This window comes from Aliiroseovarius pelagivivens (genome assembly GCF_900302485.1).
GTDB lineage: Bacteria > Pseudomonadota > Alphaproteobacteria > Rhodobacterales > Rhodobacteraceae > Aliiroseovarius > Aliiroseovarius pelagivivens.
The window spans coordinates 1488919-1509626 of the sequence record NZ_OMOI01000001.1; the positions used below are offsets into that span (position 1 = coordinate 1488919).

Consider the following 20708-nt stretch of genomic DNA (forward strand, 5'->3'; position numbering starts at 1 on the left):
CGGACCTAAAATAAGCTCAGTTGATCACCCTGCTGTAGGGGCGGCGTAAACAGATCACAGCGCATATCCGGCAAATCCTTTGTCAGCCCCAGCCGCTGACAGGCCTTTTGAAACCGCTGTTTCAAAAGCTCGGCCACTACGCCGCGTCCGACAAAACGCTCGCCGAACTCGGATTGATACGCTTTCCCATCTCGCATTTCACGCACCCTGTTCATGACACGCTCGGCACGGTCCGGGTAATGCTCGTCCAGCCAATCCTGAAACAATGGGGCCACCTCGCCGGGTAGGCGTAACAAGATATAGTTGGCCGCCACCGCGCCTGCATCGCGACCAGCCTTCAATATCGGTTCCAACTCGTGATCCGTCAGCCCCGGCACGATCGGAGAGGCCATGACGCGCACCGGCACCCCTGCTTCTGAAAGAGCTTGGATCATCCGCAGACGCCGCGCCGGGCTCGGCACACGCGGCTCCATCTTGCGGGACAAATCGGCTTGCAGGCTGGTGACCGAGATCCCCACCTGTGCCAGCCCTTTGGCAGCCATGCGCGATAAGATGTCCAGATCCCGCTCGATCAGTGTGCCCTTGGTGATGATCAGGACAGGGTGCTGAAACGCTTCAAGCACCTCAAGCACTTGCCGGGTGATCCGGTATTGCCCTTCGATCGGCTGATACGGGTCGGTATTCGTTCCCAAAGCCAAAGGAGCCACCTGATACCCCCTCCGCCGCAGCTCTTTTTCCAACTGTATGGCCGCATCCGGACGCGCAATCAGACGCGTTTCAAAATCCAAGCCGGGGGAATAGCCCAGCCACGCATGGGTCGGCCGTGCATAGCAATAAATACACCCATGCTCGCAACCTCGATAAGGATTCAACGAACGGTCAAACGCCAGATCAGGAGAGCTGTTTCGAGAGATTACAGACCGAGGCCGCTCGATAGAGACCTCGGTTCGAAAGGGCGGCAGAGGCTCTTCCGTCCAGCCGTCATCAACGCGCACGCGCTGAAATTCTTCGAATCGTCCGGTGTTATTCGACCCTGCCCCACGCCCCCGGCGGCAATCTGCATCAATTCTGTCGGAACCCGTCTTTTCCATGGGGGTAAAATAAGAACATTTACAGAACAATCAAATGGTATTCACATTTATTGCGCGGAATATTCATTTGCTATCAGGTCGGTGAAAGGGCACTCCATGTCGCAAATTGCCCAGACCTATCGCGCCAAGATGTCGCATTAGGGAATAAGAAATAGTCCTCCAGCCAGGGAAAGACGCACATGTCTGATCAAGAAGAAGATATCATCCTGAGCGAACTCAATGATGAAGAGTTGGTGCAGCAAATGCATGACGACCTTTATGACGGTCTTGCTGAAGAGATCGAAGAAGGCGTCAATATTCTGCTGGAACGTGGCTGGCAGCCATATAACGTTCTGACCGACGCACTGGTCGGCGGCATGACCATCGTAGGCATCGACTTCCGCGACGGCATCCTGTTCGTTCCCGAAGTTCTTCTGGCCGCGAACGCCATGAAAACCGGCATGGGCATCCTGAAGCCCCTGCTGGCCGAAACCGGCGCACCGCGCATGGGCAAGATGGTTATCGGCACCGTGAAAGGCGACATCCATGACATCGGCAAGAACCTTGTCTCGATGATGATGGAAGGCGCTGGTTTTGATGTCGTAGACATCGGCATCAACAACGCCGTCGAGGCCTATCTGGAAGCCTTGGAAAAAGAAGAGCCCGATATCCTGGGCATGTCAGCTCTGCTGACGACCACCATGCCATACATGAAAGTGGTCATCGACACGCTGGTCGAAAAAGGCATCCGCGACGACTATACCGTTCTGGTGGGTGGTGCTCCGCTGAACGAAGAATTCGGTAAAGCCATCGGTGCTGACAGCTATTGCCGCGACGCTGCAGTCGCGGTTGAGACCGCCAAAGAATACATGGCCAGCAAGCACAACCAGCTGGCCGCTGGCTGATCCCGATGCGGGATTAACCTGAAATTTGAGGCCTCGCCATTTGGCGGGGCCTTTTCTTTTTACCTGCCTGCCCCCAGATTGAACCTATGAGCAAAATGCGTTTCTTCTTTCTGATCTCGATGGTGATCCTTGCCGGGGGGCTGACGGTAGGTGTTGCTGGATGGGCGGCAACCTCAGGGCAGCTGAATGGTCAGCTTGCCATGGCGTTGTTGCCGCTGGTGATGCTGGCTTCTATCGCGTGGCGGGCCTTAAGTGCTGGAAGGGATGACTGATGCTGAATGATAACACCCTTACCCATGACGGACTGGACGCAACCCAAACGTCGGGAACCGTGTTGATTCTGGCCTGTGGCGCATTGGCGAACGAGATCCTTGCCCTGATCCGAATGAACGGCTGGGATCACATGAGCCTGACCTGCCTGCCTGCCATTCTGCATAATGCACCAGAGAAAATCCCCAACGCAGTGCGTGATGCTGTCGAGAAGCATCGCGACAATTTTGACCATGTATTTCTCGCCTATGCGGATTGCGGCACGGGTGGACAATTGACCGCACTGTGCGAAGAGCTGGGCATCGAGATGATCCGGGGCCCGCATTGCTATTCCTTCTTCGAAGGTAATGATGCGTTCAGCGCGCGCGCCGAGGACGAAATCGATGTGTTCTATTTGACCGATTTTCTGGCGCGTGGGTTTGAGAGCTTCGTCATCAAACCGCTTGGATTGGACCGTCACCCGCAGCTGCGTGACATGTATTTCGGGCACTATAGAAAGCTGATGTATCTGGCGCAGACCGACAATCCCGAGCTGGACAAGATGGCAGAGGCGGCCGCCGAGCGGCTTGGATTGTCTTATGAACGCAGGTTCGCCGGATACGGAGATCTTGAAACCGCGTTGCGCGATCTAGGCTAGCGTCGTCGGCTCTCTTCTCGAGCCTGTGGGGGGCTCTGCCCCATCGTCTTCGACGCTTACCGAGAATATTTTGACAAGAATATGTGGATGTCAGGCCGCTTCCGAGGCGTATTGACGGATTCGTTCGACCATTGCGCGCAACCCGTTTGAACGTTGCGAGGACAGGTGCTCGTTCAAACCTAGTCGGCCAAGTTCGGCGGGGGCGTCGATCGTGGCGACCTCGGATACCGGCAAATCTGTATAGAGCGCCGACAGAACCGCGATCAAACCCTTCACGATCATGGCGTCGCTGTCGCCGGCAAAGCTGAACCGACCTTCGGTAATCTCAGGATGCAACCAAACTTGGCTGGCGCAGCCTTCGACCTTGGTGGCAGGCACCTTCAGCGCCGGGTCCATGTCGGGCAGTGATTTGCCCATGTCGATGACTGTTGCATAGCGATCTTCCCAATCATCCAAGAAGGCGAAATCTTCAACAATCTCTTCAAATGCCGGACTGGCCATGGGGGATCCTTTCTTGCTTTTGCCATGACCTAAGCGTTGAGCGATCAAAGGTCCAGCCTTGGTGCGGATTGCCGTCTTTTCAAAGACGCCGACATGGGCTAACCCTTTGGGCAGAGAAAGAGGAGCCGACATGATTTTCCGCCGATTTGCTGCCCCTGCCCTGCTAACCGCGTCTTTGCTGGCGCTGACGGCCTGCGGTGGAAATGTGAACCTCAACCCTATGGGTTGGTTTAGCTCAGATGGGGTCGAGGAGATCGCACTGATCCCGGAAGGCGGATTTCTGGATGATCAGGAAAACCGCGGGCTTGTGGCTGATGTCATTGAACTTGAGATTCTACGCGCCCAAGGTGGTGCCATCATCCGCGCCAAGGGTTTGCCACCTCGTCTTGGATATTGGGACGCCGAGCTGGTGCCAGAGAACTTCGAGCGGCCTGAAGACGGTGTCCTGACCTATATGTTCCGGATCACCGAGCCGTACTATCGCACCCAAACCGGTCGTTCTAAACAGCGCGAAGTTTATGTGGGTCACTTTGTGTCGGACATCAAGCTTCAGGGCGTGCGCACGATCCGTGTGGTGGGCGCGAACAACAGTCGGTCCGCGCGCCGCTAAACGCCTATCAAACCTCGAAAACCTCGACGCGTTGGCCCTTGGCGGCCAGCGCAAGTTTTCCTTCGCACAGGCGTAGTGCGTCATCCCCAAAGACTTCGGCACGCCAGCCTGTCAAAGCGACAACATCGCGTTTTCCTGCCGCCAAAGCATCCAGATCAGCCGCCGAGGCAATCAGTTTCTGAGCGACTTTTTCCTGCTCGCAGCGCGCCTTCAAAAGTACACGCAGAAGATCGGCCAAAGCTGGGTTCACTTGCAGCTTTTCCTTGGAACGGTCAGGTGCTTTGGGCAGTTGATCCTGCGGCAGCTCAAGTCCGACCGAGATGGCCTTCAAGATTTCCTCGGCCACTTCACCCTTGCGCGCCTCGCGCAGAAGCAGGCGCGAGCGGCCAAGTTCCTGAATGGTACGCGGTTTTGTGGATGCCAATTCCAGCAGCGCGTCGTCCTTCATCACCCGATTGCGGGGAATATTACGTGATTGCGCATATCCTTCGCGGAAGCGGGCCAGTTCCTTCGCCACACCAAGGAAGCGACCAGAATTGGTGCGTGTTTTCAAACGCTTCCAGGCATCGTCCGGATGGATCGTATAGGTCTCGGGGGAGGTCAGACTGGTCAGTTCTTCCTGAACCCAATGGGCGCGCCCCGATTTCTCAAGCTCTTTGGATAGGTATTCGTAGATCCCGCGCAGGTGTGTCACGTCGCCCTGCGCATATTTTTTCTGTGCATCCGTCAAAGGACGGCGCGACCAGTCGGTAAAGCGGCTGGATTTATCCATCTGTGCCCGCTCGATTTTGCGGACCAATGTTTCATATCCAACCTGATCGCCAAAGCCGCAGACCATTGCAGCGACCTGCGTGTCAAACAGAGGGCGTGGGAACACGCCAGCCTCGACAAAGAAGATCTCGAGATCCTGACGGGCGGCATGGAACACTTTGACGACACGCTCATCGCGGAAAAGCTCATAGAGCGGTTCCAGCGACAGACCGTCCACCAAGGGATCAACCAGCACCGCATCCTCGTCGTCATTTCCGGGAACGGCCAATTGGATAAGGCAAAGCTTTGAGTAGTAGGTGCGCTCTCGCAGGAATTCGGTATCAACGGTCACATAAGGGTGCGAGGTCGCGCGGATGCAGAATTCTTCCAAGGCCTCGGTGGTCGTGATCGTGATCATATGCTTTTACCTGCTCTTTACCGCACCAAATTTGGGCTCCGCCCGGGTTTAAGGGGAAATGTTCCGAAAGGGAAGCCTCGCGCCAAGTTGCCCTTGCCCCGCTGCGTTATGGCAGCAGGACGGGCGTTTTGTCCTCGTCTGCAAAACGGCGCAGCACTGCTGGGTATAGCTTGTGTTCCTGCACCAAAACCCGAGCGGCCAGAGTGTCCGCTGTGTCGCCCGATTCAACAGATACACGCGCCTGCCCAAGGATCGGGCCACCATCGAGTTCGGCGGTGACCTCGTGGACAGAACAACCTGCTTCGGCATCACCTGCATCCAACGCGCGCTGGTGAGTGTGCAGACCTTTGTATTTTGGCAATAGTGACGGGTGGATGTTCAGGCAACGTCCGGCCCAGTGACCCGTGAAGCCTTCGGTCAGGATACGCATGAAACCTGCAAGACAGATGATGTCGGGGTTTGCCTGCTCTAACACGGTGTTCAGAGCCGCCTCGAACCCTTCACGGTCCCCTTTGTAATCCCGGTGGTCAACGACAGCTGTAGGGATGCCCATCGCTTCTGCCTTGGCCAGACCACCCGCGTCCGGCACGTTCGACAGAACCAGACAGGGACGCGCGGGGTGATCTTCGACCATCGAGTTGGCCAGCGTCACCATGTTTGAGCCGCCCCCTGAAATCAGGATGGCGACCCGTTTCTTGGGGGCGTCGCTCACAGAAGCGATCCCAGATAGCTGACGCCTTCGCCCTTCTGAATACGGCCCAGTTGGGTCACGGTCTCGCCTGCGTTGGTCAGCAGATCGGTCAGCGATTGCGCGGCCTGCGCATCAACGACCAGCACCATGCCTTGGCCCGAGTTGAAGGTCTTCAGAATTTCGGCCTGATCCATGCCACCGGTTTCTGCCAGCCATTTGAAGACGGGCGGCAGATCCCATTGGTCCAGATCAACCAGCGCACCCAGCCCTTCAGGCAATACGCGCGGCAGGTTTTCGGTCAGGCCGCCACCGGTGATGTGGGCCAGCGCATGCACGCCGCCTGCCCGCACCGCTTCCAGAGCCTGGCGGACGTAAAGACGAGTCGGCGCCAGCAGCGCCTCTCCCAGCGTGATGTCGCCATCCCACGGACAGTCTGCGTCCCAACCAAGGCCCGAAACCTCGACCAACTTGCGCACCAGCGAATAGCCGTTCGAGTGCACCCCATCCGAGGCCAAGCCCAGAAGAATATCGCCGTCTTTGACGCCTTTGGGCAAATCCTCGCCGCGCTCCATCGCGCCGACCGAGAAACCAGCAAGGTCAAAGTCGCCGTCTTCATACATGCCCGGCATCTCGGCGGTTTCGCCACCGATCAGCGCACAGCCAGAAAGCTCGCAGCCTTTGGCGATGCCTTCGATGATCCGCGCGGCCTTGTCGGTCTCCAGACGGCCCGTCGCGAAGTAATCGAGGAAGAACAGCGGCTCGGCGCCTTGGCACACAAGGTCGTTCACACACATGGCCACCAGATCGATCCCGATCGTGTCCACGTTGCCTGTGTCGATCGCGATGCGCAGCTTGGTGCCCACTCCATCAGTGGCCGAAACCAGAACCGGGTCGTTAAACCCTGCGCCCTTCAGATCGAACAGCGCGCCGAAGCCACCAAGACCGGCCATCACGCCCGGACGGTTGGTGCGTTTGGCGGCCGGTTTAATCCGTTCAACCAGCGCGTTGCCCGCGTCGATGTCAACGCCTGCGTCTGCGTAGGTAATGCCCTTGGATGCGTCGCTCATGTCTGTCCCCCATGGTGGCTGTGGTCGCGCGGCAAATTTTCTGCGCCTGCGATAGCGTAAGGGGCAGAAAGAGTCTACGGCTTGCTTGACGCTGGCCCACAGTTTGCTAGCAATGGCGCCACCAAGAGTAACAGTGGGCCTGTAGCTCAATTGGTTAGAGCAGAGCGCTCATAACGCTTTGGTTGCGGGTTCAAGTCCTGCCGGGCCTACCACGACTTCAAAAATTTCGGTTTACGGATGCGTGCCATCCAAAGAAACTCTGACATGTAGTTTTCTTCGATCGTCGAAATGGCTGATTGCTGCATCTCTCACGTCAAGACAAACAGGAGCCAACCATGCCTCAATCCGGATCAATCAACCGTCGCGTCGTTCTTGCCGAGCGCCCCGTTGGGCTTCCCGATGAAAATACCCTGCGCCTTGAAGAGGCCGACCTGCCGACTCCCAAAGATGGCGAAATGCTGCTGCGCACAGAGTTTCTGTCCATTGATCCCTACATGCGTGGTCGCATGAACGACGCCAAATCCTATGCTGAGCCGGTGAAAATTGGCGAAGTGATGACCGGACAGGTTGTGGCCGAGGTCGTATCTTCAAATCTTGACGGGTTTGCGGTGGGGGACCGCGTGCTCGCGGGCAGCGGGTGGCAGGACTATGCAATTTCTGACGGAACTGAGGTCGTCAATCTGGGTGCTTCGCCCAGCAACCCCTCTTGGGCGTTGGGCATCCTCGGCATGCCGGGATACACCGCCTATGCAGGGCTTCTGAAGATCGGCGAGCCGAAACCCGGTGAAACCGTCGTGGTCGCTGCAGCATCGGGCCCGGTTGGGGCCACTGTAGGTCAGATCGCCAAGATCAAAGGCTGCCGCGCTGTTGGAATCGCCGGTGGTGCCGATAAATGCGCGCATGTCGTGAACAACTTGGGCTTTGACGTTTGCATCGACCATAACGCCGATGATTTTGCAGAACAGCTCAAGGCCGCCTGCCCTGACGGTATCGACGTGTATTTCGATAATGTGGGCGGCAAAGTTCTTTACGGCGTCCTGCCCTTGCTGAACCCGTTCGCACGGATGCCGATTTGCGGCGTTGTGGCGTGGTACAATTTGACCGGATTGCCTGAAGGGCCCGATTTTGGTCCCCTGATCATGAGCACAATCTTGCGGATGAAAGTAAAGGTGCAGGGGTTCATCATTTTCGACAACTTCCCGATCAGCACTTACAAGGAGTTTGTGCAGGATATGACTGGCTGGCTGTCCGAGGGGAAAGTTCAGTACAAAGAACAGGTTGTCGATGGTATCGAGAACGCGCCCCAGGCCCTGAATGACGTATTGCTTGGCAATAGTTTCGGGAAAGTAGTTGTGAAAGTCGCACAATAATCCGCAAGAAAATCCCCTTCGTGAAGCGCATCCAGCGCCGCACGAAGGCCACGTGTTCAGCGGTGCTTACGTCGCATAGTTGCAGCCGTCTTCATCCAAGATCGCTTTCAACTCAGCCATGTGTCGGTCCCCCTGCTCGGGGTACTCTTCCAGTTCCTGCGCGGTTTTCTCGGCGATCTCATCCGATAAAACGCGCAAGGGCTGGCCCGTTTGAAGGGCACGGATATAGGTCTCGGCTGCGCGTTCGAAGTAGTAGAGCCGGTTGAACGTGTCCGCGACGCTGTCTCCGATCACCAGAACGCCGTGATTGCCCATAATCATGACCTTCACCTTTGGATCGGTCAGAAGCGCCGCACAACGTTCGCCTTCATCCTCGAACGCCAACCCGCCATAGCCGTCATCAATCACATAGCGATTGTAGAAGGTGGCACAGTTCTGATCGATGGGTGGCAGGTTGCTGTCCGCCAAGGACGCCAGAACCGTCGCGTGGATCGAGTGCACATGCATCACACAGCGCGCATGCGGACAATGGCGGTGCACACCCCCATGCAGGCCCCATGCGGTGGGATCGGGCGCGTCAGGGCGGTCCATGGTGCTGGGGTCGTCCGCGTCGATCTCTAACAGGTCCGAGGCCCGTATCCGCGCGAAATGCATTTGATTGGGGTTCATCAGGAACTTGGTGCCGCTGTCATTCAGCGCAAGACTGAAATGGTTTGCCACGCCTTCGTGCATATTCAGCCGCGCGGTCCAGCGAAAGGCGGCCGCCATATCGACACGTTCATTCCAATGGGCGATATTGGGCATGGAGGCAGTTACGGTCATCTGAAATCCTTTCGATTGGATCCAGAAGACAGATCAAATCGCGACCTGTCGAGCCTGTTTGCGACCAACCTAAAGCGGCAGAACCAGTTCGACCTTAAGCCCGCCCAAATCGGTGCTCTCCCCCAACCTGAGATGCCCGCCCTGACCGCGCGCGATATCACTGGCGATCGCAAGCCCAAGACCAACGCCCGAGCCCTTGTTCTGATTGCGGGATTTGTCCAAGCGGGTGAAAGGTTTCAGCGCTTCTTCTCGGTCTTTAACGGCAATTCCCGGACCATCATCTTCAACAACAAACCGCAGATCCCCCCGGCCTTGCAACAATGACAGACGCGCACGCGAACCATAGCGCGTTGCGTTGCCCAACAAGTTGTCCAAAGCGCGCTCCAGAGACGCGCGTCTCAGCGGGCGCTCTCCGGGGTTGGCAACATCACCAAGCGAGACCGCCATCCCAGCCCGCTGTGCATTCTCGGCAAGATGATGAATCATTTCGACAGGATCCACCTGTTCGGGCGCGTCTTCCAAAGCATCCGCCTGCGCGAATCCCAAAAAGCCGTCGACCAGACGCTCCATGTCGTCCACATCCCGCTGAAGTTCGTCACGCGCATCATCCTCGAGCATCGAGAGCCCAAGGCGCAACCGGGTCAATGGAGTGCGCAGGTCATGGCTGACGCCAGACAACATCAAGGTGCGCTGCTCGATCTGGCGATCAATACGCGAGCGCATGTCCAAAAACGCCTTACCTGCCGCCCGCACCTCGGTCGCGCCCGCCAAACGGTACGGCAGCACCTGCCCTTTCCCGAACGCTTCGGCCGCTCTCGCCAGACGTCGAATCGGTCGCAATTGATTACGCAGAAACAGATAGGCGATCAGGGTCATCAAAAATCCGGTGACGACCATCAGAACCAACAATTGATGCGGGTTGGTCGCCGAGACGCGGTCGCGATCCAGCACAACGCGTAGAATGCCAAAGTTCGTGTCTACGGCCAGAGTTACCAAAGATCGGTCGCCGACCAAATCCACTCCGATCAGTCCCGGCAGCCCCTGCTCTAACGTGCGCTCGACCCGCAAACCGGTGAAATCAGCGAACTGGCGTTGCGTGGCCACGGTATCGGCAGGCAACGCCACACGAATATTCAGCGGGCCGGCTATCCCTTTGGAGGCCGCAAGCGCCTCGTCCACGGAAGCGGAGGCATTGATCTGACTGACAATCAACGAGACTTCAGCAACCACTGCTTCGGTCATCTGGACAGTAATGCGGTTGAAGTGCCGCTGAATGAACACAACCGACACCACCAGTTGCAGCGTTACGATCGGCACAATCAGAATCAAAGCCGCTCGCCCGTAAAGCCCACGCGGCATGAACTGTTTCAGCCATGCAAAATCACGCCAGTTGGCGCCTTGGGGGCGGTTCGTCTGCGACATGGCCCGACCCTATGACGCGGCGACGCGCTTGCCAAGCGCAGGGTGCAGCGTCAGGAAGGTGGAAACACAGTGAAAGGAAAGCTGATGACATCTGATCGCGAAGCGCGCCCCGCCGCAGGTATCATGCAGCAGATGGAACCCGGCATCCGCCGGATCATCGCACCCAACCCCTCGCCCATGACATACTGGGGCACAAACACATTTGTGCTGGGAGAAGGTGATGTGGCCGTGATTGACCCCGGCCCTGCTGATCCCGGCCATATGCAAGCCATCCTAGATGGGTTGAAGCCCGGTGAACGGATCACCCAGATCCTTGTGACCCACTCGCATCTGGACCACTCGCCGCTGGCACGCCCGCTGTCCAAGACCACGGGTGCCCCCGTTCTGGCTTATGGCGATGCGTTGGCTGGCCGTAGCTCGGTGATGTCTGATCTGGTTGCACGCGGATTGTCGTCTGGTGGCGAAGGCGTTGACGCTGGCTTTACGTGCGACATTTCCCTTGCAGATGGCGAAACATTCACCGCTGGCGGACTGCAGGTCGAGACCATCTGGACCCCTGGACACTTTGCCAACCACGTAAGCTTTGCCGCCCAAGATGCTGTTTTTACAGGGGATCACATCATGGCATGGGCCAGTTCATTGGTGTCACCGCCTGACGGTGATCTGACGGCCTTCATGGCGTCCTGCCACAAACTGGCCGCACGCGGGGACCGCGTATACTACCCTGCCCATGGTGATCGGATCGACGCTCCCGCCACCCGTCTGGATTGGCTGATCAACCATCGCTTGACCCGCGAGGCCGAGATTTTGGCCGCCCTATCTGACCTACAAAACGCAACCGTCCCTGCCCTGACCAGCGAAATCTACACCGAAACGCCTGATGCCCTAATCCCCGCAGCCGAACGAAATGTCTTTGCACACCTCATCGATCTTGCAACTCGCGAAATCGTGGCCGCCAGCCCCAGATTGGAGGCGAACGCAGTTTTTCGAATGAAGGACGAAAAAAAGTAAATTCGCCTCTTGCGGCCCTGAATCGCCCTTGCTATATCGCCCACATGTTCCGGCGTAGCTCAGCGGTAGAGCAGTTGACTGTTAATCAATTGGTCGTAGGTTCGATCCCTACCGCCGGAGCCATAAAAAACCTTCAAGCTCAATAGCTTGGAGGTTTTTTGGCATTTAGGCCAATTGGTCTAATTTGCGCGGGGGAAGCACTACTGAAGCATCGCGCCCCTTAAAGCGACGTTGTAGATTTGTCGCAACGCTTCCTACAAACGAAACCCTTCTGCATACATTGTTCATGGTTCCTTTCGTTAAGCCAGCCTTACGACCGTCACAACGTAGGGCTGATCTGAGCCCCATGTTCCAAATGCTGCTAAAAGCGCGAATACCTGCCTTCTAAGGAACGAGACCAACAACAACCAATTATCAAACTCGGCGTTTGGGTTGAGTTCGTAATCTAGGCCCGCATCTTCTTAGAACCTTTGGAAAGTTTGATTTATCGCCGACTAGACGTTCCTGGGGCAAATGCAACGCCGTTGCGCCAAGCTGTCGTCGACTTGCACTGGCCACAAATGCGGTTACCAAAGCTTTCGCTTTCAAAATATGCGTTACAGCGTAAACAATTGCGTTTCTTGGGCACGTCGTTGGCAGCTTGAATGGTCGGATCTTTGATCAGGTGTATTTTAGTCATTCATAACCTCCATCAATTGCGACCAGAGAAGGTGTTGGTCGGATGGGCCCCTTAGGCCCGCGTGACGATGCATTGCATGCACTATGTATGACTTCTGAAACGTCAGGCGCGGCCATAGCGCGCATCAATGCACTGTAGTTTGGCTGGGTGTTCACTTCATTGCCGGGTCGTATGCCGCGATCATTGGTTTCGACGACGGTGTGGTCGCTCGTCGCCCCTGCCAGCACGATCCCTTCCGGGAATGTTAATCCAGCAATATCGGTGTCCTGATATCCGACGGCGAGGTTTACCCGGATGCTTTCAGCGTGGTCGGGGACCAATCGCAGCGACGGAGTTTCCCGAGAAAAACGAGAGTTGCTGCAAGATAGAGTTTTGACCTTTGCCTCAATCACTTCAGCTTTGAGCGAAAATGCATCCGTGTGCAGTCCGGGGATTGGGTTTCCCGTTAATGGATGAATCCCCAAAAGGATCGCCTCACCCAGTCTGAGTTCATTGATGCGCCCTTTTTTAAATGGCCCCAGAGCCCATGGTAAGCTCACTGAGCTTCCGCCGGAAACAGTTTCCATATAAGGCCCGTGCGCGCTTTCGACGTCATCAGCGAGGGCCGAGAAGGCTGCCATCGTGCGATGGTCGGGTTCCTTATGACCAAGGCAGGCAAAGTTGGTTGCAATTCCTTTCAAGGAAATACCCGGCAGATCGACAATCCGAGCCACGAGTGCGTCCAGATCATCGGGCAGAATTCCATCCCTCAGATCACCCATCTCGATCAACAGAATGACGCGGTGCGTTTTTCTTTTCCGGTGCGCGGCCGCGCTCAATGCCGCGATCGTTTCAAATTCGGAGTTGTAGCTTGAACTGCAGGCGTCTGTTACCTCGCAAATCTGGCTGAGCATCGGAGGCCGTATCATCACTATGGGCGCCGTTATGCCCGCCTGACGCATTCTTTCGACATTGCCGATCCGTGCGTCGGCCAGGCCGCGCGCACCTCCATCAAGCATGGCCTTGGCAATCTCTGGGTGCCCGCACACCGCCTTGGTTACGCCAATCACGTTGATCCCAAGCGGGTGTAGCCGCTGGACCAGTATGCGCGTGTTGTGGCGAATTTTGTCGAGCTCAACGTCGATGCGGGGCGTGGCGGTCATAACCGTTCCGAACTACGGCTGGGCTGCAACACTGGGAAAGCATCACGAACCATCGAAACCAGATCATAAACGGGGCGAGCAAGCGCATCGGTGACGGGTAGATCCAGCTCGTCTGAATACCTTGATATCGCGGCATCAATCTCTTCGTCGGCCATGCCTTCGTGGTTCAGCGTCACCCCGATCACCGTAGTGTCCGAGAAGGCTTCTATCAGGGCAATTTCCGACGAAGGGCTCGGCATTGCCATATCGGGAAAATCGCAGCGATGCGCACGCTTCGGTGCATGTTGAAGAATGACAGCATCAGGTTGGCTTCCCCGCAGGATGAAGGCGGACGTGCAAAATGCTGGGTGACTAAGTGCGCCCTGACCCTCGATCAGGATGACATCTGGGGTTTCGGTGTCAGCGGCTTCGACGATTGCACGTTCCAGCTCACCGCAGCAGAATTGTGGTGGGATTGCATCCATTGCGATCCCATGGCGGGCGCCCTGCATCAACCCTGTCTGGCCTGTTCCAACCAACACAGTTTTGACGCCTTTCGCGTTCAAAGCTCCTGCCAGAACGGTTGCCGTCGTGCGCTTGCCGATTGCACAATCAGTCCCCATGACGGCGATGCAGATGGCGTTGACACGCGACACCGAACCATCAAACAGGCGCATATCCTTGGCGGGGCGCGGCTTGCGGATGTCGCGGATCGAAACGTCGCCTATTTTGGCAGCCTCTTTGATTTCCGGATCGTCGCTCAGGAATTCGTGCAGACCACTGACAATATTCATGCCGTAGGCGATGGCATCCAAGATGACTTCACGATCCTTGGCAGACAGTTTGCCCGTCGACGGCGCCATGCCGTATATCAGCGTGTCCGGAACTTCTATTCCGCTACAAACTGCCGTTTCCAGATCGCAAAAAAGCGGGATGTGATTGGCGGTTCCATCCAGAACAACACCGCAGTCCTGCCCGGCCTTGTCACTGTCGATGACTGAATGAATACGATAGGCCTCAGAATGCCGGACGAGTCCATTTGCAGTCTTTCCGTCGATTTTTGCGAAGTTTCCTTCACAATACACGATTGCCGAGGGTGCGCGCACGACAGGTGTGTCGATTACGTTGGTTGAGTGAACTGACCCATCTTCTGGTGGGCCTTGGGCAACGCGGATGTTCTTGAGAGGTGTTCTCGTATTAAGAATTGTAGAATCCATGATTATTTCCTTTTGAGTGGCTTGCAGCACCCGAGACTAGCGCCTCGGTACGCAACGCCGTTCTTTGAGCCGAAAATTTCGATTGCAGGTCCAGCGGTTGCCTGCGTTGTCCAGATGCGCGTTCTCGGGCAAAATGATCAGTTCGCACCCGTCTCTGACCTTCGAGTACCCGCGCTCACACTCCCATCTAGAGTTTGAAGCTGAGCTATCGAAGTAGGCGTTCGGAGGGACGATGACCGGGTCACACTTTCCGTCGTTCTCATAGAAGCCGCGCTCGCAAATCCAGGGCTGCCCATAGTTTCGCGGATTCAGATAGCCGTTCTTGGGGACATCGATGGCAACGCATTTGCCTTCGCTGGCCATGTATCCCCGATCACATCGCCATGCTGTTTCATAGGCCGAGCTGTCAAGAAAAGCGTTTGGGGGTATGGCGATCTTGCGGCAAGTCTCACCGTTCTTCTCGAACCCGCGCAGACAACGCCAGCGCTCGCCTAAGGAATCGAGGTACGCACCCTCGGGAACGACAACTTTTACGCAACTTGTTTCATTGGTTTCTTTGAACCCATGATGGCACTCCCAACCCTTGCCATAGGCGTGATTGATACCATAGGCGTTTTTGGGAATGACAACGGCGACACATTGATCACCGTCGGGCCTGAAGGCAACATCACATTCCCACCCGTCGCCGTATCTCTTGGCGTGGGCGTTTTCAGGTATGGATGTGACCGCGGATTGTGCGGAAACCTGGGTCGCGAAAACCAACAGAGCGAAACCCAGCACAAGTTTCGTAAGTCGCTGGGCGTTTGTTTGACCGGGCTTGCTGCGACGGTCACGGAGTTCTGCAAAGAAACCGGGCTGCCACGAATGCTTAGCCGGGCAATCACCAGCCAAACCCACACCGGGAAAGGGGGCTGCCTTACGAGGCATCAAGGTCAAGCCTTTCGATGCAGGCGTCCGCCAGTTTCCGATCAGGTGTATCGGACCCCGGTATGGTTGCCCAGCCGGTGGCCATCATCGCGTTGCGACGTGTGAACCCTTCCGCGGCTTGAAGTCCGGTCAGTTTGGCCAGCCGTTGCGGATCAGACGCGGCCATTTCCAGACAGACCGGCACCATCGACCGGGTGACTTCGCCGTTGGCAAAGGCAATAGCCGCTTTGTCTGCGGTCCCAGTTCTTATCCATCCGCCCCAGCTGAATCCGATGATCGGGACCGTAATTGCGCCGACCACGAAGCCATAGATTCCTGGTTTAATCCATTTAAAGTTATTCATATTTCATCCTCCGGCGGAGAAAGCGCCGCCACGCTGTCATGAATTCGTTCTGAAAGGGCGCGATCCTCGACAAGAGCCTGATCAAGGTCCTCTTGGCGTATTGGAAAGAATTTCGTGAGACCTGGGCTTTCCTTCACAAGAAAGGTCGCGGTTCTTCGATATGCTTCAAAGCTAAGGCTTTGGATAAGTTCATCTTCAGCGATGACTGGATATTGCCCTGCAGGCAATGCGCCGGGACAACCGGCCAGTTCGAATGGATGAGCAAACGCCACCACGGTGGTCGTCGTGCGCGAGTTCATCGGCACCTTTCCCAAAAATCACGGCGATTTTACCGGGACGTCTGAATTTTCTTGATGGAACACGGCGATTTCAAGTGCAGGTCGCTTGCCCGCTCGATCAGAAATCACTTTCATGTATTGTTTCTATATAGGGTGATTTCGAAATTTTTCAACCAGCCACAGCTGCAATCAATGATGAAAGAGTGGCAGCTCTCCGAGGCCCAGCACTCAATTCACAGAGATATTACGGTCTCATTTTGTGACACCGGCGACGCAGAACCGGATAAGCAAAGTTCTACGTGGAACGCGTAAATAGGTCCGCATTGCAGACATTGTCGAGGAACGAAGCGAACGACGGCTCAACGCCCTTCGTTACCTAAGATCGCCTCTGCTTGAGAAAGTGTCAAAACTTGATCTTCTGCGTCTTACATTCTTTGCTCAAGTATCCGGGGCTGCAATTACGATCCTTGCCGCATCTGCAAGTTCTTAAATATTTCAGAGTTTTGGAAAGCGGCGCCCGATTACTGGGGCAAGCAGGACGACAATGACGATCCTGAATATGTGGTGCGTGACGACATAAGCCAGATCCGAACCTGCAATGATTGCAATGACAACCATCTCGGCCTGCCCACCCGGTAAGAAGGCCAATAAAGCATCAAGCGAGGGCGCAAGATCCAGACGGGTAATGATGACAAAGAACCCAAACGAGATCAGTCCAAGCAGGACTGAATAGAGGATCCCGGCCATGACGTTCACGCGGATTTCTCGGCTGGTGATGCCGACATATTTTACGCCAACGGCGATGCCGATGAAGAACTGCGCGGCTTGGATGATCTCGGCCGGGGGCCGGGTCTCGATCACCCCTGCCAAAGACAATGCAGAGGACACGATCATTGGGCCCAAGATTGACGCACCAAACAGGCCGATCCGCTCGAAGAATTTCCAACCGACCAAGCCTGCCGCGACCATGATCGCGATCTGAGAAGGCGATACGGACGACATTGGCAGTCCGGGCGCGACGCTCAGATCCAGCCCCCAGACAAACTGCATCAAGACAGGCGCGCAGCTGACCAGAACGACGACACGGGTCGCATGGATCAGGGACAGGGCGCGTGGGTCGCCGCCGGCTTCTTCGCCGAAGATCAACATGTCTTGAAGCCCACCAGGCATGGCGCTGTACCAAGATGTGACGGGGTCCAATCCGAACACATAGCGAAGCAAGGGATATCCCAGCACCGCGATCACCGCGATGAAAAGTGGTACGAAGATCAAGGAACTGGCGATCTCGGGCATACGGCCAAGCAACTCGGGGGTGATCGAGCTGCCGACGGCGACCCCAAGAAACGTTCGCATGAACATGCCAAACTGCCCCGCGCCTGTAAGGTGCAATCCGCCAAGCGCGGCAATCAGGCAGGCAAACATCGGGCCCAGCAGAAACGGCAAAGGCAGCCCGAGGATATAGAACCCCAGACTGCCTGTACCGGCGATAAAAAAGGTCAACGCACGCGACATGTGCTTACCCGTGTACCTCATACAGCATCCGTATCAATCGCCCTCGGCCACACCTTCTTGGCGTGCCTTGGCACGGCGTGCGCGGTAGCTTGGGATGACCACCAGAAGAACCGCGATCACCAACAGGCCAAGGGTCATTGGCCGGTCGACGATGAACCCGATCCCATCATACAGCTGCATCGAGCGCGAGAAGTTGTCTTCCAACATACCGCCCAGAATGAAGCCAATCAGCAGTGGGGCCAGCGGATAGTCCGCGAACTTCAGGACCGTCGCACAAATTCCCATACCAACAAGGATCAAAAGCTCGGTCGCATTGTTCTGCCCGATATAGCTGCCCATCAGCGTGAAGAACAGGATGAACGGGATCAGATAGGTCCGCGGGATGGTCAGAACCTTGGCGATATAGGGGATCAGCGGCAGGTTCAGGATCAACAGCACAAGGTTGCCGATATACATCGAGATGATGACCGCCCAGAAAATCTGCGGCTCGTCGATCATCAGGCGCGGGCCCGGCGTAACGTTCAGCGCGATCAGTGCGCCCAGTAGGATCGCCGTGGTGCCCGAACCGGGAATACCCAGTGTCAGAAGCGGCACGAACGACCCGGTACAGGCGGCGTTGTTCGCAGTCTCGGGTGCAGCAAGCCCCTTGATGGACCCTTTGCCGAACTCTTCCTGCTCTTCTTTGGTCGCAATGTTGCGTTCCACTGCGTAGCCAAGGAACGAGGCGATGGTAGCCCCTGCCCCCGGCAAAACGCCGATGAAGAAGCCTTGGATCGACTGGCGACCAATGACCGGGGCAATCTTGCGCCCCTCTTCACGGGTGATGCGCAGGTTCTCGATCTTGCCGCTGCTGCCTTGGGCCGACCGTTTCGGATTCAAAACCAGAAACAGCGCTTCAGGAAGGGCAAACATTGCCATGGCCAGCGTGATGAAGCTGAAGCCTGACTGCAGGTCCATCAGACCCATGGTGAAGCGCGGCATGTTGAACAGAGCGCCCTCGCCCACTGTTGCCATGACCAGTCCAAGCAAGGTCATCAGGATGGCCTTACCCACGTTTCCGGTCCCCGCAAAGGCCGCGATGGCCGACAGGCCGACGACCATCAGCGCGAAATACTCGGCCGAGTGGAACAAGAGCGCGACTGTCGACAACATGGGGGCGAAGATCATCAGAAGCAGCGCCCCGATGCTGCCGCCCGCGAACGAGGCGATTGCCGCAATGGTCAGGGCCTTACCGGCCTGCCCATTGCGCGCCATCGGATAGCCATCGAAACTTGATGCCACCGTGCCCGCCACACCGGGGGCATTCAGCAGGATGGACGAGGTTGAACCGCCGAAAATTGCGCCGTAGTAGACACCGGCCAACAGGATGATCGCTGCCGACGGATCACCGATTGTGATGGCGACGGGGATCATGATGGCGATGATCGACATCGGGCCCAGACCCGGCAGCATGCCGATAAAGGTGCCGATCAGACAGCCTGCGATCACCATCAAAAGGTTTTGGATTGAGAATGCGGCGCCAAGGCCGATCAGAAGTCCTTCGATCATGTCTCAGCTCCTTAGAAAAAGAATGGCCAGGGGCGCAGGAAGATGCCCAGCACCTCGTCCACCAGATACCAGACAACAAAGCTGGCGATGGCCGCGACAGGCAGCAGGATATGGAACTTGCGTTCGCCCAAAGTGAACGACCCGCAGCTTAGGAAGGCAAAGGTCGCAAACAGGAAGCCAGCGGGGCGCAACAAGAGTGCATAGGCAACCATCAAACCCAGCAGCGTTAGCGCTTGACCCAGATGATAGTCCCCCAGACGCCGGTAATCGATGTCAGGCTCTTGGTCGCTTTCCGGGGATTTTTCCAACCCCAGCAGGATGACCAGAGACGTCGCAATCGTCAGCACTGCCAGAACTTTTGGAAAGGTGCTTGGCCAGATCGGGTTGCGTTGCATGAACGGCGGCAGAGACCCGTCCATTGTGAAGAATGCGGCATAGCCATAGGCCAGTGCGGCGCTCAGAATGACGAATGCTACCCAGCGGTCCAGTGCCATTGTCCCCTCCCTTGGAAAATGGGCAACCGGCCCAGAATAGGCCGGTTGCGTTAGTGCGTGATCGGCTTAAAGGAAGCCCAGCTTCTTCATCAGGTCACCAATGACCTGTTCCTGACCTTCCAGGAAGGTTCTGAAATCATCGCCCGAGTTGTGGATGTTGACCCAGCCGTTGCGTGCACGCACGGCTTCCCATTCAGGGGTGTCATACATCTTGGTGATGGCCTCTTGGTACATAGCCACCTTGTCGGCCGGCAGTCCAGGGGCACCGAAGAAACCGCGCCAGTTGACGAAGGTGGTGTCGATCCCCTGCTCTTTCATGGTCGGCGCATCATAGGCCGCGACGCGGTCATCCGCGGTCACGCCCAGGATTTTGACCTCGCCTGCTTCGGCCAAGGCGACCGCTTCCGAGAACCCGGTCGACAGAGCTGCGATTTCGCCCGACAGCAGCGCTGCCATGGCTTTACCGCCTGCGTCATAGGGGATGTATTTCACGGCCAGCGCGTCTTTGCCCGCGGCCTCCATCACCATGGCGGCAACCAGATGGTCCATGCCACCCGGAACCGAACCACCACCGATGGCCGTGCCAGATGCATCCGCGTCAAACGCGGCCAGCAGATCGCCCATCGAATTCAGGGGGCTGTCCTTGCCAACAACGATGGCGGCATAGTCGCCGATGGTGCCCGAGACCAAGGTCAGGTCACGGAAGTTGTGCGGGAACACGCCAGTCAGCGAACGGATCACGATCGGGGTCGAGTTGACCATCAGCGTGCCGTGCTGGCTGTCTGCGTTTTCGATCAGATAGCCGATGGCTTTACCACCGCCGCCACCCGACATGTTTTCGTAGGATGCGGTGCCAACCAGACCAGCGCCGGTCAAGGCTTCGCCGGTTCCACGCGCGGTGCCGTCCCAGCCGCCGCCTGCGCCACCGGGGATCAGGAAGTGAATGCTGTCAACGACCTTGTGGCCGTCAGCAAAAACCGGGGCAGCAAGGCTCAGCGATGCAGCAGCTGCGATAAAGGCGCGACGGCCCAATTTGAATTTCATG

22 protein-coding genes and 2 tRNA genes are annotated in these 20708 nt (G+C 56.9%); 8 read left to right on the top strand and 16 right to left on the bottom strand.

The genetic code is table 11. The features are described 5' to 3' along the window. Positions 1–5: 5 nt before the first annotated feature. A complete protein-coding gene (locus ALP8811_RS07290; protein WP_108856470.1) occupies positions 6–1091 on the bottom strand; it encodes a PA0069 family radical SAM protein in 1086 nt (361 codons plus the stop codon). Positions 1092–1270: 179 nt separating this feature from the next. On the opposite strand from ALP8811_RS07290, the gene ALP8811_RS07295 reads away from it, so the two are divergent. From ALP8811_RS07295 to ALP8811_RS07300, 3 genes are all read left to right on the top strand, one after another. After that, positions 1271–1975, top strand: a complete 705-nt coding sequence (locus ALP8811_RS07295; RefSeq protein ID WP_108856471.1) for a cobalamin B12-binding domain-containing protein — start codon at positions 1271–1273, stop codon at positions 1973–1975. A gap of 95 nt (positions 1976–2070) precedes the next feature. Beyond that, positions 2071–2247, top strand: a complete 177-nt coding sequence (locus ALP8811_RS16335; RefSeq protein WP_181363707.1) for a hypothetical protein — start codon at positions 2071–2073, stop codon at positions 2245–2247. Continuing rightward, a complete protein-coding gene (locus tag ALP8811_RS07300; protein WP_108856472.1) occupies positions 2247–2882 on the top strand; it encodes a DUF1638 domain-containing protein in 636 nt (211 codons plus the stop codon). The genes ALP8811_RS16335 and ALP8811_RS07300 overlap by 1 nt, the downstream gene beginning before the upstream one ends. A 90-nt stretch (positions 2883–2972) precedes the next feature. Here ALP8811_RS07300 and ALP8811_RS07305 read toward each other — a convergent pair whose 3' ends face one another. Further along, positions 2973–3383, bottom strand: a complete 411-nt coding sequence (locus tag ALP8811_RS07305) for a SufE family protein (protein WP_108857473.1) — start codon at positions 3381–3383, stop codon at positions 2973–2975. Between the two features lie 130 nt (positions 3384–3513). Between ALP8811_RS07305 and ALP8811_RS07310 the strand changes: the two genes are divergently transcribed. Then, positions 3514–3993: a hypothetical protein gene (locus tag ALP8811_RS07310; protein WP_108856473.1), complete on the top strand. Its 480-nt coding sequence runs from the start codon at positions 3514–3516 to the stop codon at positions 3991–3993. 7 nt (positions 3994–4000) lie between these two features. On the opposite strand, the gene rnd is transcribed toward ALP8811_RS07310, so the two are convergent. From rnd to purM, 3 genes are all read right to left on the bottom strand, one after another. Next, positions 4001–5161: a ribonuclease D gene (gene rnd, locus ALP8811_RS07315; protein ID WP_108856474.1), complete on the bottom strand. Its 1161-nt coding sequence runs from the start codon at positions 5159–5161 to the stop codon at positions 4001–4003. Between the two features lie 106 nt (positions 5162–5267). Further along, positions 5268–5873 carry a phosphoribosylglycinamide formyltransferase gene (purN, locus tag ALP8811_RS07320; protein WP_108856475.1) on the bottom strand — a complete coding sequence of 202 codons (606 nt, stop codon included), beginning with the start codon at positions 5871–5873 and terminating at the stop codon, positions 5268–5270. Further along, positions 5870–6919: a phosphoribosylformylglycinamidine cyclo-ligase gene (purM, locus tag ALP8811_RS07325; protein ID WP_108856476.1), complete on the bottom strand. Its 1050-nt coding sequence runs from the start codon at positions 6917–6919 to the stop codon at positions 5870–5872. Before purM ends, purN begins: the two co-directional genes overlap by 4 nt. A gap of 135 nt (positions 6920–7054) precedes the next feature. Here purM and ALP8811_RS07330 point away from each other — a divergent pair. Together ALP8811_RS07330 and curA are read left to right on the top strand one after the other, a co-directional pair. Continuing rightward, a tRNA-Ile gene (locus ALP8811_RS07330) sits at positions 7055–7131 on the top strand. 123 nt (positions 7132–7254) lie between these two features. After that, positions 7255–8289 (top strand): NADPH-dependent curcumin/dihydrocurcumin reductase, encoded by a 1035-nt coding sequence (gene curA, locus ALP8811_RS07335; protein ID WP_108856477.1) that lies wholly within the window; start codon positions 7255–7257, stop codon positions 8287–8289. A 66-nt stretch (positions 8290–8355) separates the two neighbouring features. Here the strand turns inward: curA and ALP8811_RS07340 are convergent, their stop codons facing one another. Together ALP8811_RS07340 and ALP8811_RS07345 are read right to left on the bottom strand one after the other, a co-directional pair. Continuing rightward, complete coding sequence (locus ALP8811_RS07340; RefSeq protein WP_108856478.1) at positions 8356–9111, bottom strand: class II aldolase and adducin N-terminal domain-containing protein; 756 nt, start codon at positions 9109–9111, stop codon at positions 8356–8358. Between the two features lie 69 nt (positions 9112–9180). After that, the gene (locus tag ALP8811_RS07345; protein WP_245924594.1) at positions 9181–10533 is read right to left on the bottom strand and encodes an ATP-binding protein; all 1353 of its coding nucleotides are present in this window, start codon (positions 10531–10533) and stop codon (positions 9181–9183) included. A gap of 84 nt (positions 10534–10617) precedes the next feature. Here ALP8811_RS07345 and ALP8811_RS07350 point away from each other — a divergent pair, with 84 nt between their 5' ends. Both ALP8811_RS07350 and ALP8811_RS07355 read left to right on the top strand, forming a co-directional pair. After that, positions 10618–11544 carry an MBL fold metallo-hydrolase gene (locus tag ALP8811_RS07350; protein ID WP_108856479.1) on the top strand — a complete coding sequence of 309 codons (927 nt, stop codon included), beginning with the start codon at positions 10618–10620 and terminating at the stop codon, positions 11542–11544. 48 nt (positions 11545–11592) lie between these two features. Then, positions 11593–11667, top strand: a tRNA-Asn gene (locus tag ALP8811_RS07355). A 552-nt stretch (positions 11668–12219) separates the two neighbouring features. On the opposite strand, the gene ALP8811_RS07360 is transcribed toward ALP8811_RS07355, so the two are convergent. The 9 genes from ALP8811_RS07360 to ALP8811_RS07405 form a co-directional block, all read right to left on the bottom strand. Then, the gene (locus ALP8811_RS07360; protein ID WP_108856480.1) at positions 12220–13365 is read right to left on the bottom strand and encodes an alanine racemase; all 1146 of its coding nucleotides are present in this window, start codon (positions 13363–13365) and stop codon (positions 12220–12222) included. Then, on the bottom strand, positions 13362–14561 hold the full coding sequence (locus ALP8811_RS07365; protein WP_108856481.1) for an N-acetyltransferase DgcN family protein: 1200 nt from the start codon (positions 14559–14561) through the stop codon (positions 13362–13364). Before ALP8811_RS07365 ends, ALP8811_RS07360 begins: the two co-directional genes overlap by 4 nt. A 36-nt stretch (positions 14562–14597) precedes the next feature. Next, entirely contained in the window at positions 14598–15488 is an 891-nt protein-coding gene (locus tag ALP8811_RS07370; protein WP_245924595.1) for a hypothetical protein, read from the bottom strand. Beyond that, on the bottom strand, positions 15478–15831 hold the full coding sequence (locus ALP8811_RS07375) for a hypothetical protein (protein WP_108856482.1): 354 nt from the start codon (positions 15829–15831) through the stop codon (positions 15478–15480). The genes ALP8811_RS07370 and ALP8811_RS07375 overlap by 11 nt, the downstream gene beginning before the upstream one ends. Beyond that, positions 15828–16130 carry a hypothetical protein gene (locus tag ALP8811_RS07380; protein ID WP_108856483.1) on the bottom strand — a complete coding sequence of 101 codons (303 nt, stop codon included), beginning with the start codon at positions 16128–16130 and terminating at the stop codon, positions 15828–15830. The genes ALP8811_RS07375 and ALP8811_RS07380 overlap by 4 nt, the downstream gene beginning before the upstream one ends. 474 nt (positions 16131–16604) lie before the next feature. Beyond that, positions 16605–17642, bottom strand: coding sequence for an AbrB family transcriptional regulator (locus tag ALP8811_RS07390; RefSeq protein ID WP_245924596.1), 1038 nt, complete (start codon positions 17640–17642; stop codon positions 16605–16607). 12 nt (positions 17643–17654) lie between these two features. Beyond that, positions 17655–19169 carry a tripartite tricarboxylate transporter permease gene (locus ALP8811_RS07395; protein WP_108856486.1) on the bottom strand — a complete coding sequence of 505 codons (1515 nt, stop codon included), beginning with the start codon at positions 19167–19169 and terminating at the stop codon, positions 17655–17657. Positions 19170–19180: 11 nt separating this feature from the next. Further along, a complete protein-coding gene (locus ALP8811_RS07400) occupies positions 19181–19663 on the bottom strand; it encodes a tripartite tricarboxylate transporter TctB family protein (protein WP_108856487.1) in 483 nt (160 codons plus the stop codon). 66 nt (positions 19664–19729) lie between these two features. Beyond that, complete coding sequence (locus ALP8811_RS07405; RefSeq protein ID WP_108856488.1) at positions 19730–20707, bottom strand: tripartite tricarboxylate transporter substrate binding protein; 978 nt, start codon at positions 20705–20707, stop codon at positions 19730–19732. Between the last annotated feature and the right edge of the window lies 1 nt (position 20708).

Excerpts from the sequence above, each read along its gene's own strand:
- ALP8811_RS07400 (WP_108856487.1), bottom strand. The coding sequence starts at position 19,663 with ATGGCACTGGACCGCTGGGTAGCATTCGTCATTCTGAGCGCCGCACTG.
- ALP8811_RS07380 (WP_108856483.1), bottom strand. The coding sequence starts at position 16,130 with ATGAACTCGCGCACGACGACCACCGTGGTGGCGTTTGCTCATCCATTC.
- ALP8811_RS07390 (WP_245924596.1), bottom strand. The coding sequence starts at position 17,642 with ATGAGGTACACGGGTAAGCACATGTCGCGTGCGTTGACCTTTTTTATC.
- ALP8811_RS07300 (WP_108856472.1), top strand. The coding sequence starts at position 2,247 with ATGCTGAATGATAACACCCTTACCCATGACGGACTGGACGCAACCCAA.
- ALP8811_RS16335 (WP_181363707.1), top strand. The coding sequence starts at position 2,071 with ATGCGTTTCTTCTTTCTGATCTCGATGGTGATCCTTGCCGGGGGGCTG.
- ALP8811_RS07375 (WP_108856482.1), bottom strand. The coding sequence starts at position 15,831 with ATGAATAACTTTAAATGGATTAAACCAGGAATCTATGGCTTCGTGGTC.
- ALP8811_RS07370 (WP_245924595.1), bottom strand. The coding sequence starts at position 15,488 with ATGCCTCGTAAGGCAGCCCCCTTTCCCGGTGTGGGTTTGGCTGGTGAT.
- rnd (WP_108856474.1), bottom strand. The coding sequence starts at position 5,161 with ATGATCACGATCACGACCACCGAGGCCTTGGAAGAATTCTGCATCCGC.
- ALP8811_RS07305 (WP_108857473.1), bottom strand. The coding sequence starts at position 3,383 with ATGGCCAGTCCGGCATTTGAAGAGATTGTTGAAGATTTCGCCTTCTTG.
- ALP8811_RS07295 (WP_108856471.1), top strand. The coding sequence starts at position 1,271 with ATGTCTGATCAAGAAGAAGATATCATCCTGAGCGAACTCAATGATGAA.
- purM (WP_108856476.1), bottom strand. The coding sequence starts at position 6,919 with ATGAGCGACGCATCCAAGGGCATTACCTACGCAGACGCAGGCGTTGAC.
- ALP8811_RS07350 (WP_108856479.1), top strand. The coding sequence starts at position 10,618 with ATGACATCTGATCGCGAAGCGCGCCCCGCCGCAGGTATCATGCAGCAG.
- curA (WP_108856477.1), top strand. The coding sequence starts at position 7,255 with ATGCCTCAATCCGGATCAATCAACCGTCGCGTCGTTCTTGCCGAGCGC.
- ALP8811_RS07345 (WP_245924594.1), bottom strand. The coding sequence starts at position 10,533 with ATGTCGCAGACGAACCGCCCCCAAGGCGCCAACTGGCGTGATTTTGCA.
- ALP8811_RS07365 (WP_108856481.1), bottom strand. The coding sequence starts at position 14,561 with ATGGATTCTACAATTCTTAATACGAGAACACCTCTCAAGAACATCCGC.
- ALP8811_RS07310 (WP_108856473.1), top strand. The coding sequence starts at position 3,514 with ATGATTTTCCGCCGATTTGCTGCCCCTGCCCTGCTAACCGCGTCTTTG.
- ALP8811_RS07340 (WP_108856478.1), bottom strand. The coding sequence starts at position 9,111 with ATGACCGTAACTGCCTCCATGCCCAATATCGCCCATTGGAATGAACGT.
- ALP8811_RS07405 (WP_108856488.1), bottom strand. The coding sequence starts at position 20,707 with ATGAAATTCAAATTGGGCCGTCGCGCCTTTATCGCAGCTGCTGCATCG.
- ALP8811_RS07395 (WP_108856486.1), bottom strand. The coding sequence starts at position 19,169 with ATGATCGAAGGACTTCTGATCGGCCTTGGCGCCGCATTCTCAATCCAA.
- ALP8811_RS07360 (WP_108856480.1), bottom strand. The coding sequence starts at position 13,365 with ATGACCGCCACGCCCCGCATCGACGTTGAGCTCGACAAAATTCGCCAC.
- ALP8811_RS07290 (WP_108856470.1), bottom strand. The coding sequence starts at position 1,091 with ATGGAAAAGACGGGTTCCGACAGAATTGATGCAGATTGCCGCCGGGGG.